The following is a 13,648-nucleotide window of genomic DNA, read 5'->3' on the forward strand; positions in this document are numbered from 1 at the left end:
TGTAATATATTCAACGATCGGCTGTCAGCTTATCAGTTTCCAGCTTCACTTGTTCCGCGAGCCATCCTACCTGAAAATCCTATGCCTCAACACTATGAAAATTTTCCGGTGGCATCCATTTTGCTTCCAAAAATGCTGCGCCAACCAGTTAGCATCATCTACGCTTTCGCCCGTGCGGCTGACGATTTCGCTGATGAGGGTGATCTCACCGATGCTGCGCGACTGGCTCTGCTCGGCGGCTTTCGTGCCGAACTGGACAAGATCGGAGCAGGCCACCCGCCAGCAATTCCACTGTTCCACGAACTAAAAGAGATCATCGGCCGCCATCAGCTGCCATTACAACCTTTTTACGACCTTCTTGACGCATTTTCCCAGGACGTCGTTAAAAAACGTTATGCCCATTTCAGCGATGTGATGGATTACTGCCAGCGCTCCGCCAACCCGGTCGGCCTGTTGCTGCTCCACCTTTACGGCGCAGCAACGGAACGAAACATCAGCTACTCGAACGCTATTTGCTCCAGTTTGCAGTTGATCAACTTCCTCCAGGATATCTGCATCGACTACCACGACAAAAACAGGATTTACCTGCCGCAGGACGAACTAGCAAAATACCGCATTTCTGAAACGCAAATCGCGCGCGGCGACAACAGCGGCCTGTGGAAACCCTTCATGCAGTTCCAGATCGAGCGCACGCGCAAGCTGCTGCAGGCGGGCGCGCCGCTCGGCAGCGTACTGCGCGGCAGGATCGGCCTGGAAATGCGCATGATCATCATGGGCGGCGAAACCATACTCCGTAAGCTGCACAAATCCGGCGGTGATATCTTCAATGACCGTCCAGTGATCAAGCCCGGCGACTGGATATTCATGCTGTATCGGGCTCTGCGAAAAAAATGAAAGAAAACACCTTGACACCTGACCAATACTGCCAGGAACGGGCCGCAAAAAGCGGCTCCAGCTTCTACTACAGTTTCCTTTTCCTGCCGCCGCCCAAGCGTCGGGCGATCACCGCCCTCTATGCCTTCTGCCGCGAAGTGGACGACGTCGCCGACGAATGTCACGATATCGCAATCGCCCGCACCAAGCTTGCCTGGTGGCGCAATGAAGTCTCCAATATCTTCGCCGACCGCCCCGAGCATCCCGTGGGGCAGGCCCTGGCGCCGCTGGTTCGGGAATTCGGCCTGCCCGCCACGGAATTCGATGAAATCATCACCGGCATGGAAATGGATCTGACCCAGAACCGCTATGCCGATTTCGACCAGCTCCAGCTTTACTGTCACCGTGTGGCGGGAGTGGTGGGGCTGCTTTCCGCACGCATTTTTGGTTACCAGAATGCGCTCACCGAAGCCTACGCCCACGACCTCGGACTGGCTTTCCAGCTCACCAACATCATCCGCGATGTCGGCGAAGATGCCAGACGCAACCGCATCTACCTGCCACTGGACGAGCTGACCCGGTTCGGTGTCAGTGAAGCTGATATTCTGCATGGACGTGAAACTGACAATTTCATCAAACTAATGGCGTTCCAGGGTGAGCGGGCAAACCATTACTACGCCCAGGCATTCTCCGAATTGCCAGTAGAGGATCGCAAGAACCAGCGCACCGGCCTGATCATGGCGGCGATTTACCATGCTGTACTGGATGAAGTCAGACAAGATGGCTACCACGTCCTGAATCAGCGAATCTCGCTGACGCCACTGCGCAAACTGTGGATTGCATACAGAACCTGGCTCAAAGAATGAGAGTCGCCGTCATCGGCGCCGGCTATGCCGGCCTCGCGGCGGCGGTTGAACTGGCCGCACAAAGGGTATCCGTCACCGTCTTCGAGGCCGCCAGGCAGCTGGGAGGCCGTGCGCGACGGGTGGATTACCGCGGCATGGCACTGGATAACGGCCAGCACATTCTCCTCGGCGCCTACCGCGAAACCCTGCGCCTGATGCGCATGACCGGCGCCGATCCCGCGGCGTTGCTGCTGCGACTACCCCTGCAACTGGTCATTCCTGGCCGCTTCAGCCTGCAAGCGGCGCCACTGCCAGCCCCTCTACATTTGGTGCTAGCCCTGCTCACTGCGCACGGTCTGACCTGGGGCGAACGTCTTTCTGCTGCGCGCTTCATGAGCGTAATGCGGCGTCGGAATTTCCGGCTCAATGACGACATCGACGCCGGAAAAATGCTGACGATGCATGGCCAGATTGGCAATCTGCGCCGCTATTTATGGGAGCCACTGTGCATTGGCGCGCTGAACACCCCACTCGAAACCGCCTCGGCCCAGGTATTCCTTAACGTCCTGCGCGACAGCCTGGCCGGTAGCCGGGAAGACAGCGACATGCTGCTGCCACTGGCAAATCTGACTCATCTCTTTCCGGAACACGCGGCCGCATTTATCGAGAGCCATGGCGGCAAAATCATGCATTCCCAACCTGTGCTCGCAGTCAAAACCGAGGCCGCCGGCTTCTCCCTCGAAATGCAATCAGGGTCTGAAAACTTCGACCAGGTCATGTGCGCGGTGCCACCACAGCGCTTGGCTGCTCTTACCGCCAACCTGCCTGAACTGGCGGAAGCAAGGGCACAGGTCGCCCGTTTCAGTTACCAGCCGATCTACAGCGTGTTCCTGCAATATCCCGCTGCAACCCGCCTGTCCCGGCCCATGATCGGCCTGTACGGTGGAGTCACTCAATGGGTGCTCGACCGCGGCCAGCTCAACCACGAAGCCGGTCTGCTGTGTGCCGTAATCAGCGCGGAAGGACCGCACCAGACACTTGATCACGACGATCTGGCACAACGGGTGCATGTCGAATTACGTACTGTCCTTCCCGACCTGCCACAACCTCTGTGGCACAAGGTCATTGCGGAAAAGCGTGCCACCTTTGCCTGTAGCCCAGGCATGGAGCGCCCCGACCAAGTCACACCGCTGCCGAATTTCTACCTTGCCGGCGACTACACCGCCAGTGATTATCCCGCCACTCTCGAAAGTGCAGTACGAAGTGGAGTAAAATGCGCAAAACTTATTCTGGAATCAGCATGAAAAATTACCAAGCACCTCAAGATCTACTGAAGGGCCGTGTCATTCTCATCACAGGTGCGGGCCAAGGCATCGGCAAAACCGCAGCATTGACCTTTGCGGCCCACGGCGCCACGGTAATCCTGCATGGCCGCTCGGTAAAGAAACTGGAAGCGGTATACGATGAAATCGAGACCGCAGGCCACTCACAGCCGGCGATTTTTCCGCTGGATCTGAACAAGGCGGAAGACAAGGATTTCGCCGCAATGGCCGCCGGCATCGGCGGACAGCTCGGACGGCTCGACGGCATTCTGCACAACGCCGCCAAGGTTGATCGTCCGCAGCCGCTGGAAGACCAAACCCTGGAGCAGTGGCTGCCACTGCTGCGCATTAATCTGGCCGCGCCCTTCGCCCTCACCCGCGCCTGCCTGCCGCTGCTGAAAGCTTCGCCGGATGCTTCGATCCTGATGACCTCGGAAACCCACGGCCACACCCCAACAGCCTTCTGGGGTGGCTTTGCCGTCGCCAAGAGCGGCGTTGAAACGCTGGTGAAAATCTGGGCACAGGAACTGGAGGTCTACCCCACGCTACGCATCAACACGGTGGTGCCCGGCCCGGTGCAGTCGCCACAACGTATCCGCACCTATCCCGGTGAGCTCAAGGATAGCCTGCCCAAGCCTGAAACACTGATGCCGCTCTACCTTTATCTCATGGGGCCGGACAGCCATGGAACGAGCGGCCAGATTATCGAGGCGAACCAAGGCTAGTTACTACTTCAGGAAAAACCCCAGCTTTTCCTGTCCGACCTCGATCACATCGCCGTCCTGCAGGGTATGTGGCTCGCTGCCGATGGCCTGACCATTAACCCGTGCTGTTTTATTCCCTTCCACATGGGTGATGAAGTAGCCCGGCGGTCTCCGCATGATCACCGCAACCTGCTCCCCCGCCGTTCCGAAGGTCTTAAGCGGCCGTTCCAACTCGACTTTCAGGCCCGCATACTCGCCCTTGATACCTCTCACCTCGCCCAACGGAAAACCCGCCCGGAGGGATGACCGCGCAGTCGATACCGAAGGATGACTGCCCACCTCCCTTCCGGCTGACTGCGGCACCGCGCCGACTTCCCTGTCAACGGTGTGTATCATCATGGTCCGGTCGTAATCCATCTCCGGGTTGGCCTTGATATTGCCGTACTTGATCTGATAAGCACCGAGTTCTATCACGTCGCCATTTTGCAGAATATGTTTGGTAATGCGACTGCCGCTAATTGTCGAACCGTTGGTGCTGCCCAGATCCTCGAAAATATGGTCGTTGCCCACAGTGTGAATGACTGCATGTTCCTTGCTCACACCCGGATCGTCGAGATGAATGTCGTTGCCGGACCAACGACCGATGGTAATCCGCGCCTTGTCGATAAAATGATTCCCAGCCATCGCGCCATTCAAAATTACTACCAGCTTCGCCATTGCCTTATCTCCTGAACCAGCCGAACAGACTCTCAAGCAGTCCGCGCCTGGCGGATTGTGCCTGAACCCGAGCCAGAATAACGGAAACATTGTCGTGCCCGCCATTGTCGTTCGCCATCTGAACCAATAAATTCGCCACCAGCGGCAAATTTGCTTTGAGTTCGCACAAGGCCAGTTCGATGTCGGCATCCTCCACCATATCATTCAGACCGTCGGAGCAGAGCAGGTAGATATCCCCCGGCAGTACGTCCTCTTCGCGCACATCCACCTCTACCGCTTCCTCTTTGCCCAAAGCGCGAGTCACCAGGTTGCGGTTATGTGAAAGTTTGGCATCCCCGGAATCGATCAATCCAGCCTCGACCTGACCCTGCAATAACGAGTGGTCCATGGTGAGTTGTTCAAGCCGGTCATAGCGCAAGCGGTAAAGGCGGGAATCACCGACATGGGCGATGGAAATACGATCTTCGTGGAACACGGCAAGCGTCAGCGTCGTTCCCATCCCTTGGCACTGGGTATTTTTCCGCGCCACCCTCAAGATCATCTCGTTGGCCTTTTCCACCGCCCGCTTCACGGCCAGCGTCAGGGGCATGTATCTTTTGGCCGTATCGTTGCTCTCCACTGGCTCAAGCTTCCCAAGCGCAGTGACCAACTCCTCTTTGACGACCGAAATCGCCAAGGCGCTGGCCACATCACCGGCCATATAGCCGCCCATGCCATCAGCCAGCACCATCAGACCGATCTCGCTCTCGAAGGCAATGCTGTCTTCATTGAATTTGCGCACTACGCCGGTATCCGTGGCGCTGGCGAATTCAACCCTGCTTTGTACTGTCATGCGTTCAGCTCTCCCTGAAGACCAGCATTCCCTGGTCGCGCCATCATAGCAACAATGAATGATCAGATAACAACATTGATGTTCTTTAATTTCTACCTTGATTTTCACACCTCACCTGGCCAGTGTGCAAGAACCGCTTCCCATGATGAATTCGGCTTGACACGGCACAGCTAAAAATCTACTGTTATGAGTCTTCGATGGACGTCTCTTCACAATAAATTCAGTATCACAAATTCAGCATCGGTTATTCATGGAAATCGAAAAACTGGGCCGTTACGAAATTCTGTCCGAGTTAGGGCAAGGCGCCATGGGCGTAGTTTACAAAGCAGTCGATCCGCTCATAGACCGCACCGTCGCCATCAAGACCATCAATCTCAACCTGTCCAAAGACGAGCTCGTTGATTTCGAGGAGCGTTTTAACCGCGAAGCAAAATCTGCCGGTCGCCTGAACCATCCCAACATTGTCACGATTTACGATGTAGGCAGAGCCGATCACGTCGCCTTCATGGCAATGGAGTATCTGGAAGGCCGCGAACTGAAAGAGATCATCGCTTCCGGCGAGATGCTGCAACCGGACAGGGTCGCCGAGATTATCTCCCAGGTCGCCGATGCCTTGGCATTCGCCCACGACCATGGCATTGTCCACCGAGACATAAAACCTGCGAATATCATGGTACTGCGCAATGGCAGTGTAAAAATCACCGACTTCGGCATCGCCAAAATGGCGTCCGGGTCCCGAACCCAAATCGGCATCATTCTCGGCTCGCCCAAATACATGTCTCCAGAGCAGGTGGCCGGCAAACCAGTGGACGGCCGATCCGACATTTTTTCCCTGGGGGCAGTGCTATACGAGTTACTCACCGGCAAACCCGCTTTTGGGGGTGAGGACAGCACCCTGACCACCATCATGTACCGAGTGATGAATGAAATGCCGGCGTCACCGGCAGACGTCAATCCATCCATTCCCGTGGCGTTCAATTACATTGTCGCCAGGGCGCTGGCCAAGTTGCCGGAAAACCGCTATCAATCCGCACGAGAAATGGCCAACGACCTCCGAAATTTCAAGAATCTGACCGCCACTTCGCCATTGAATTCCGCCGGCTCATCCGGAAAAATATCTGCCACAGACGGGGATGCCACCGTTAGATTGAATGCAAGTCAAATTCCCGCAGCCCCCAGCCGGAGCGACGGAAAAAAATGGGCAGCCTTTATCGCCGCTGCAATTTTTGTCGCAGGCACCGTACTGTTCATCACTTCCAGTCGCGAGCCCGCTTTGACGGCAGTTGAAGATAAAAAACCGACTACACCCCAGACCACGTTGGCGGCCGCCGTAATTCCACCTCCCCCTGCGGAAACCGAAAGCAAAGCACCGGATGGGCAGCCGAGCATTACCGCCCCCACCAAAATGCCGGATGGGCAGCCGAGCATTGCCACGCCCACCCAGGCCACCCTCGGTTTCGCGGTACTCCCCTGGGGAGAAGTTTTTATCGACGGCAAAAATCAGGGAGCCTCGCCGCCGCTCAGGGAAATCAGGCTATCCCCCGGCAAACACCAGATCGAGATCAAGAACACCGACCTCCCTCCCTATCGTCAGACCGTGGAGCTGGAAGCTGGGGCAAGCAAGACAATCCGGCATAAATTCAAATAAATTAGGGTCATATTATGATGCGCTCCCGCCTGCTTATTCTGATATCCGCCCTGCTTCTTCTGCTGAACGCAGGCTGCTCTTCCGGTCCAGCCAGGGATGTCGGCCTCGACAAACTCTCACCACGCAAGGCGGAACAGGAACTTTCGACAGGGATAACGAACTACGAAGACGGCAACTACAAAGCTGCAGCAAAGAGCCTGCAAAGCGCGCTGGATTCGGGCTTAACCTTTGACAGCGATGCCGCACGGGCACATAAATACCTGGCATTCATCCACTGCCTGTCGAACAGGGAGAAGCAATGCCGCGATGAATTCAGGAAAGCACTGGAGAAGGATCATAAATTCGACCTGGATCCGGCAGAGGCAGGACATCCAATCTGGGGTCCGGTATTCCGTTCAGTAAAGGTGGAACGCAAAAAATAGATTATTTGAGCGCGGGGGAAACACCTTGCCGGCCACTCGCTGGCATTGCAGGTGACCTTTTTAAATGGAACTCCAGCTTGATCCCGGCAATTTCGATAATGTCATGGTCTTCCAGCACATGAGGCTGGCCGCTGACGGCGATACCATTCAACAGGGGCGTTTTCGCACCTTCCAGGTGGGTCAGGGTATACCCTTCCTGATGACGCGTGATTACCGCCACCTGTATGCCGGGCTTGCCCAGCGTGGTCAGCGTTCGATCCAGATCCATTTCCTTGCCAACACCAACCCCGCTTAGAATCTGAAGACCCGCCATCGGCAGCTCTCCTGAAGGGGATCGCACGACGGGTCTGCTGCCAGAATAAGTTTTTACCTGTGTGACCGAGGAAAAGCCCTGCGTCTGGAGCATCATGTCTTCCTGGGTTGCCAGGGTGTCGTCGGCGCTCTGGATCAGGTTATCGAGGTGCCGCAGTTTTTCAGAGCGGCGGCGGCCATCATCTTCTGGCTTGATATCCAGAGGCTCAAACACATATTTCAGCACATGTTTAGCCACCTTGATTTCGTCAGCATCGCGCAACAGACATTTCTTGATACTTTTGCCATTGACCTTGGTGCCGTTGGTGCTGTTCAGGTCTTCCAGAAAGGAGTCGTTACGAATCGTAATGATCATGGCATGACTGCCACTGACTGCATTGTGAGCCAACTGCAAATCGTTGTTAGGCTTGCGCCCGATCATGATGCGCTCACGATCGAGCGGCTGCTCCCCAACCAGTTCCCCATTGAAATAGACCAGCAATTTTGACATCTTGTAGCTCCGTCCAACCCGCTCACAAAGGTTAGAGTTAGTGTTTTTTCGGCAGGACTATCATGTCACTTAATTTTAGCCCCTGCAATATGCCACCGCATCCTCGAGTCGATCCACCGCCACCACCTCCATGCCGGCAACACGCTGCTTTGGGTTATTAGCCTTGGGAATTACCGCATGGGTGAAGCCCAGCTTTGCCGCCTCCTTCAGGCGTTCCTGGCCGCGCTGTACCGGGCGGACTTCGCCGGCCAGGCCAACCTCGCCGAACACCACCAGCTTGGCCGGCAACGGTTTGTTGCGCAGGGATGAAACGATCGCCAGAAGCACCGCCAGATCGGCCGCCGGTTCGGTAATCTTGACTCCGCCCACGGCATTGACGAATACATCCTGGTCGAAGCAGGCGATGCCGGCGTGGCGGTGCAACACGGCCAGCAGCATCGCCAGCCGGTTCTGTTCCAGGCCCACGGACAATCTTCTCGGATTGGGCGCATGCGCCTCATCCACCAGGGCCTGCACTTCCACCAGCAGCGGCCGCGTACCTTCCTGCGTCACCATCACGCACGAACCCGCCACTTCCTGGCCGTGGTGCGAAAGAAACAGCGCCGAGGGGTTGCTCACCTCGCGCAGACCCTTCTCGGTCATGGCGAATACGCCCAGCTCGTTGACTGCGCCGAAGCGGTTCTTGAAAGCGCGAATCAGGCGAAAACTGGAATTGCTGTCGCCCTCGAAATATAGCACCGTATCGACAATATGCTCGAGTACGCGCGGCCCGGCCAAAGCGCCTTCTTTAGTGACATGACCGACCAGGATCACGGTAATCCCTGCCTGCTTCGCCAGGCGTGTCAGTTGCGCCGCACACTCGCGCACCTGCGCCACGCTGCCGGGAGCGGATTGCAGCGCTTCGGAATAGACGGTCTGGATCGAATCGATCACCGCCACATTGGGCTTTTGCGCCAGCAAGGTGGCGCAGATCTTTTCTAGCTGAATTTCCGCCAGCAGCTGCACCGGTCCCGCATCCAGCGCCAGCCTTTTGGCGCGGAGCGCAATCTGCTGCGCCGATTCCTCTCCGCTGACGTACAGCACCTTATTGCTTGCACCGAGATGACACAAGGCCTGCAGCAACAGGGTGGATTTGCCGATCCCCGGATCGCCACCGATCAGCACCACACCGCCCGGCACCAATCCGCCACCGAGCACACGGTCAAATTCGGCGATGCCGGTGGTCTGGCGGGGCGTTTCCAGCGCCTCCACATCGGACAGGCGCTGCAACTGGCTAGGTTCGGCCAGCGCACTGTAGCGGTTAACTGCCGGCGCAGTCTCGGCAACGGTTTCCACCAGCGTATTCCACGCCATGCAGTGCGGGCACTGCCCCTGCCACTTGGTTGCCTGCCCGCCGCATTCGGTGCAGCTGTATACGGATTTTTGTTTCGCCATGCTCAGACTTCCACCACGGGCACTCTGGCCGCCAGCGCGCACAGCAATTCGTAGCTGATGGTACCTGCCGCTGCCGCGATCTCCTCCACCGGCAAACCCTCGCCCCACAAGACAACCGGGCTACCGATACCGGCTCCGGAAATACCGGTAAGATCGACGCACAGCATGTCCATCGACACCCGGCCCAAAATACGGCTGCGCTGGCCATTCACCAGTACCGGTGTGCCGGTCGGGGCATGCCGCGGATAACCGTCTGCATAGCCGCAGGCGACGATACCTGCACGAGTAGGCTGCTCTGCACGAAAAGTGGCGCCATAACCGACCGCTTCCCCCGCTGGCAGATCCTGCAATCCGATGATTGCACTAGTCAGAGTCATCACCGGCTTGAGATCAAGGCTTACTGCGCTGGTGTCGGCAAAGGGCGACGAGCCGTAAAGCATGATACCTGGTCGCACCCAGTCGCCGTGGGCTTGCGGAAAGCGCAGGATGGCAGCGGAGTTGGCCAGGCTGCGTGGCGCGTCCAGACCCGTAGCGAGACGGTCGAAACAGGCAAGCTGGGCAGCGATACCCTGCACTTCGTCGGCGCAGGCAAAATGGGTCATCAGCGTGATCTGGCCAACCGAGCGCGCAGCCTGGAGGCGTTGCAGCGCGGCGCCAAAGGCTTCCGGCCTGAAGCCGAGCCGGTTCATGCCGCTGTTGAGCTTGAGAAACACATTGATCTTGACAGGCAGTCCGGCCATTTCGAGCATTTCGATCTGTTCCTGGCAATGGATGACGCTGGCAAGACGGTGTTCCGCCAATGTCGGCAGCTCGTCCGCGCTGAAAAAACCTTCCAGCAGCAGGATGGCCTGCTTGAAACCGGCCTCGCGCAGTGCCACTGCTTCACCCACATTGAGCACGGCGTAACCTTCGGCAGCTTCAAGCGCACGGGCCACCCGCAACATGCCATGGCCATAGCCATTGGCTTTGATCACGGCAATCGTTCTGGATTGAGGCGCGTGACCACGAACCACGCCAAAATTATGCTTAAGAGCCGAGAGATTGATTTTGGCCTGTAGCGGACGCATAAGCCTAGTAACTGCCCCCATGAGCATAATTCTCGAATCGGGTGTATTCGCCGAGGAAGGTCATGCGCACCGTGCCGATCGGCCCGTTACGCTGTTTGCCGATGATGATCTCGGCGATGCCCTTGTCCTGGGTGTCGGAGTTGTAGACTTCGTCGCGATAAATAAACAGGATCAGGTCGGCATCCTGCTCGATGGCGCCGGATTCGCGCAGATCCGACATCACCGGGCGCTTGTTGGGGCGCTGTTCCAGGCTACGGTTGAGCTGCGACAGAGCCACCACCGGCACGTCCAGTTCCTTGGCCAGCGCCTTGAGGCCACGGGAAATTTCGGAAATCTCGGTTGCGCGATTTTCGTTGCCCCCTCCCTTGCCGCTTCCGCTCATCAATTGCAGGTAGTCGATCACGATCAGTCCCAACTTGCCGCACTGGCGATGCAGGCGACGAGCCCGCGCGCGCAGATCGAGAGAAGTCAGCGCGGCGCTTTCATCAATGAAGATGGGCGCGTCGTTGAGCTTGCCCACCGCATAAGTGAGTTTCTGCCAGTCCTCGTCGAGCAGGCGGCCGGTGCGTATCCGATGCTGGTCGAGGCGGCCGATCGAACCGATCATCCGGGTTACCAGCTGCGCCCCGCCCATTTCCATACTGAAGACCGCCACCGGCAAGCCGGTTTGCATCGCGACGTTTTCTGCGATATTCAGGGAAAACGCGGTCTTGCCCATACTCGGTCGGCCCGCGACGATAATCAGGTCGCCCCCCTGAAAGCCGGATGTTTTCTCGTCCAGGTCGGCGAAGCCGGTCGGGATGCCGGTCACATCGCTCGCATTATCGCGCTGGAACAGCATGTCGATACGCTCCACCACCTGGGTCAGCAGCGGCTGAATCTCGACGAATCCCTGTTTGCCATGCGCACCCGCCTCGGCAATCTCGAACACCTTTGCTTCGGCTTCATCGAGCAGTTGCGCCATCGAACGACCGGCGGGATTAAGCGCATCCTCGGCAATGCCGCTACCGACTTCGACCAGTTTGCGCAACACCGCACGCTCTCGCACGATCTCGGCATAGCGGCGGATATTGGCGGCGCTCGGCGTGTTTTGTGCCAGCGCGCCCAGATAAGCGAGGCCGCCCGCATCGACCAGCTTGGCGCTATTCTCCAGCGATTCCGCAATGGTGATTACATCCGCCGGCCTGTTGTGTTCCACCAGCTTGCTGATATGACGGTAAATCAGGCGGTGGTCATGACGATAAAAATCCCCTTCGCTAACCAGGTCGGCAATCTTTTCCCATGCGCTGTTGTCGAGCAACAGGCCGCCCAGCACGGACTGCTCAGCCTCGACCGAATGGGGTGGCAGTTTTAGATTGTCAAGCTGTTGATCATTCATGGGAATTTATATCTGAGGAACCTGGCGGCAAGGAATAAAATCAAGTTGAAAGTATACTCAAATTAGCTCGAAACAGACACAAAGAAAAAGGGGCTGCAAGCAGCCCCTTTTTTCCGAAACAACCTGAATCTCAGCTTTCGCCGAGCACGGTAACCGTGATGTTGGCAACCGCATCGTGATGCAGCGCAACAACAATCGGGTAATCACCGATCTGCTTGAGGTGGCCAGTAGGCATGCGGATATCCGCCTTGGCTACTTCGAAGCCCATGGCATTCAGCGCTTCGGCAATATCGGTGTTGGTAACCGAACCAAACAGCCTGCCATCCACACCGGCCTTCTGGGAAATCTTGACTATCTGACCTTCCAGCTTCTCGGCGCGGGACTGGGCATCAGCAAGAATTGCAGCTTGCTGTTTTTCCAGTTCGGCGCGACGCACCTCGAATTCAGCCTTGTTCTTTTCCGTGGCGCGCTTGGCTTTGCCTTGCGGGATCAGGAAATTGCGGCCGTAGCCGTCCTTGACTTTGACGATGTCGCCCAGTTGACCGAGATTGACTACCTTTTCCAATAAAATTAATTGCATCTGGTGTCTCCTTAGTGCTGGTCAGTGTAGGGAATCAGGGCCAGGAAGCGGGCGCGCTTGATTGCCGTGCCCAGCTGGCGCTGGTAGCGGGTTTTCGTACCGGTAATGCGGCACGGGATGATCTTGCCGTTTTCCGCGATGAAATCCTTCAGAATTTCGGTATCCTTGTAATCGACTTCCTTGATACCTTCAGCGGTAAATTTGCAAAACTTGCGGCGCTTGAACATGCCGCCCCGATTGCTCGGCCGGGTCGGTTTTTTCGTAGTAGGACGTGGCATTTTTAACCTTTCTCAATCAATTCTATTCTATTCAAGTGCAACACCAGTTGCTGACTGTGCTGGCTCTTGCGTGCCAGGAAACCCGCTGCCTTGATACTGTCGCCAGCTTTCCAGCCGGCAACGACCTGAGCGGGATCACCCATCGCGATCACGGGTATTTCACATTCAACTTTGCGCTTGAACCCTGCCTCGATCTGCTCAGAAACATGACCTATTCTGAAAGCCATCAGGGGCAAACCGGCTGGGGTGTAACGCAAGGCATCCATCTCGGCGATCCGGCCAGTCAGGACAACCTGGTTGCAATTCACTTAGGCTGCAGCTTCCTGGGTGGCGGGCGCCTCGACCGGGGTTTCCACGGCTACAGGAGCTACAGGGGCTACAGGAGTTTCCGTGAAGCGGGCCCGGTCTTCCCTCATCATCGGCGAAGGCGTGATTACTGCTTCCTTCACTTTGATGGTCAGGTGGCGCAGAACCGCATCGTTGAACTTGAATGCATGATCGAGTTCGTCCAGAGTTTCCTGGTCACACTCGATGTTCATCAGCACATAGTGTGCCTTGTGCATCTTCTGGATCGGGTAGGCCATCTGGCGGCGACCCCAGTCTTCGAGACGATGGATCTGGCCGCTCTTGGCGGTAATCAGGGCGCGATAGCGCTCGATCATGGCGGGCACTTGCTCGCTCTGATCGGGGTGAACGATGAAAACTATTTCGTAATGTCGCATGCATGCTCCTTATGGATATAAACC

16 protein-coding genes are annotated in these 13,648 nt (G+C 57.0%); 6 read left to right on the forward strand and 10 right to left on the reverse strand.

Annotated features, from left to right (window positions below; genetic code table 11):
- The first annotated feature begins 81 nt into the window (after positions 1-81).
- From hpnC to SCT_RS04620, 4 genes are read left to right on the forward strand one after another with little or no spacing between them, the layout of a single operon-like run.
- Positions 82-894, forward strand: coding sequence for a squalene synthase HpnC (hpnC, locus tag SCT_RS04605; RefSeq protein ID WP_059419620.1), 813 nt, complete (start codon positions 82-84; stop codon positions 892-894).
- Complete coding sequence (hpnD, locus tag SCT_RS04610; RefSeq protein ID WP_237759608.1) at positions 891-1,739, forward strand: presqualene diphosphate synthase HpnD; 849 nt, start codon at positions 891-893, stop codon at positions 1,737-1,739. Before hpnC ends, hpnD begins: the two co-directional genes overlap by 4 nt.
- Positions 1,736-3,022 (forward strand): hydroxysqualene dehydroxylase HpnE, encoded by a 1,287-nt coding sequence (gene hpnE, locus SCT_RS04615; RefSeq protein WP_059419624.1) that lies wholly within the window; start codon positions 1,736-1,738, stop codon positions 3,020-3,022. The genes hpnD and hpnE overlap by 4 nt, the downstream gene beginning before the upstream one ends.
- Positions 3,019-3,765, forward strand: a complete 747-nt coding sequence (locus SCT_RS04620) for a YciK family oxidoreductase (protein WP_059419626.1) — start codon at positions 3,019-3,021, stop codon at positions 3,763-3,765. Before hpnE ends, SCT_RS04620 begins: the two co-directional genes overlap by 4 nt.
- Positions 3,766-3,768: 3 nt before the next feature.
- On the opposite strand, the gene SCT_RS04625 is transcribed toward SCT_RS04620, so the two are convergent.
- Together SCT_RS04625 and SCT_RS04630 are read right to left on the reverse strand one after the other, a co-directional pair.
- Positions 3,769-4,461 (reverse strand): FHA domain-containing protein, encoded by a 693-nt coding sequence (locus SCT_RS04625; protein ID WP_059419629.1) that lies wholly within the window; start codon positions 4,459-4,461, stop codon positions 3,769-3,771.
- Between the two features lie 4 nt (positions 4,462-4,465).
- The gene (locus SCT_RS04630) at positions 4,466-5,293 is read right to left on the reverse strand and encodes a Stp1/IreP family PP2C-type Ser/Thr phosphatase (protein ID WP_059419630.1); all 828 of its coding nucleotides are present in this window, start codon (positions 5,291-5,293) and stop codon (positions 4,466-4,468) included.
- Positions 5,294-5,543: 250 nt separating this feature from the next.
- On the opposite strand from SCT_RS04630, the gene SCT_RS04635 reads away from it, so the two are divergent.
- Positions 5,544-6,941, forward strand: a complete 1,398-nt coding sequence (locus tag SCT_RS04635) for a serine/threonine-protein kinase (RefSeq protein WP_059419635.1) — start codon at positions 5,544-5,546, stop codon at positions 6,939-6,941.
- Positions 6,942-6,955: 14 nt separating this feature from the next.
- Positions 6,956-7,363 carry a TssQ family T6SS-associated lipoprotein gene (locus tag SCT_RS04640; RefSeq protein ID WP_059419637.1) on the forward strand — a complete coding sequence of 136 codons (408 nt, stop codon included), beginning with the start codon at positions 6,956-6,958 and terminating at the stop codon, positions 7,361-7,363.
- A 1-nt stretch (position 7,364) separates the two neighbouring features.
- Here the strand turns inward: SCT_RS04640 and SCT_RS04645 are convergent, their stop codons facing one another.
- The 8 genes from SCT_RS04645 to rpsF form a co-directional block, all read right to left on the reverse strand.
- A complete protein-coding gene (locus SCT_RS04645) occupies positions 7,365-8,165 on the reverse strand; it encodes an FHA domain-containing protein (protein WP_059419639.1) in 801 nt (266 codons plus the stop codon).
- A gap of 75 nt (positions 8,166-8,240) precedes the next feature.
- Complete coding sequence (gene radA, locus SCT_RS04650) at positions 8,241-9,599, reverse strand: DNA repair protein RadA (RefSeq protein WP_059419641.1); 1,359 nt, start codon at positions 9,597-9,599, stop codon at positions 8,241-8,243.
- Between the two features lie 2 nt (positions 9,600-9,601).
- On the reverse strand, positions 9,602-10,666 hold the full coding sequence (alr, locus tag SCT_RS04655) for an alanine racemase (protein WP_059419644.1): 1,065 nt from the start codon (positions 10,664-10,666) through the stop codon (positions 9,602-9,604).
- Positions 10,667-10,670: 4 nt separating this feature from the next.
- Complete coding sequence (gene dnaB / locus SCT_RS04660; protein ID WP_059419646.1) at positions 10,671-12,044, reverse strand: replicative DNA helicase; 1,374 nt, start codon at positions 12,042-12,044, stop codon at positions 10,671-10,673.
- Positions 12,045-12,174: 130 nt separating this feature from the next.
- Entirely contained in the window at positions 12,175-12,624 is a 450-nt protein-coding gene (rplI, locus tag SCT_RS04665; protein WP_059419647.1) for a 50S ribosomal protein L9, read from the reverse strand.
- Between the two features lie 11 nt (positions 12,625-12,635).
- Positions 12,636-12,902: a 30S ribosomal protein S18 gene (gene rpsR, locus SCT_RS04670; RefSeq protein ID WP_009204794.1), complete on the reverse strand. Its 267-nt coding sequence runs from the start codon at positions 12,900-12,902 to the stop codon at positions 12,636-12,638.
- A gap of 2 nt (positions 12,903-12,904) precedes the next feature.
- Positions 12,905-13,210 (reverse strand): primosomal replication protein N, encoded by a 306-nt coding sequence (gene priB / locus SCT_RS04675; protein ID WP_059419652.1) that lies wholly within the window; start codon positions 13,208-13,210, stop codon positions 12,905-12,907.
- Positions 13,211-13,624, reverse strand: a complete 414-nt coding sequence (rpsF, locus tag SCT_RS04680) for a 30S ribosomal protein S6 (protein WP_059419654.1) — start codon at positions 13,622-13,624, stop codon at positions 13,211-13,213.
- Positions 13,625-13,648 lie beyond the last annotated feature (24 nt).

This window comes from Sulfuricella sp. T08 (genome assembly GCF_000971475.1).
Lineage (GTDB): Bacteria > Pseudomonadota > Gammaproteobacteria > Burkholderiales > Sulfuricellaceae > Sulfuricella.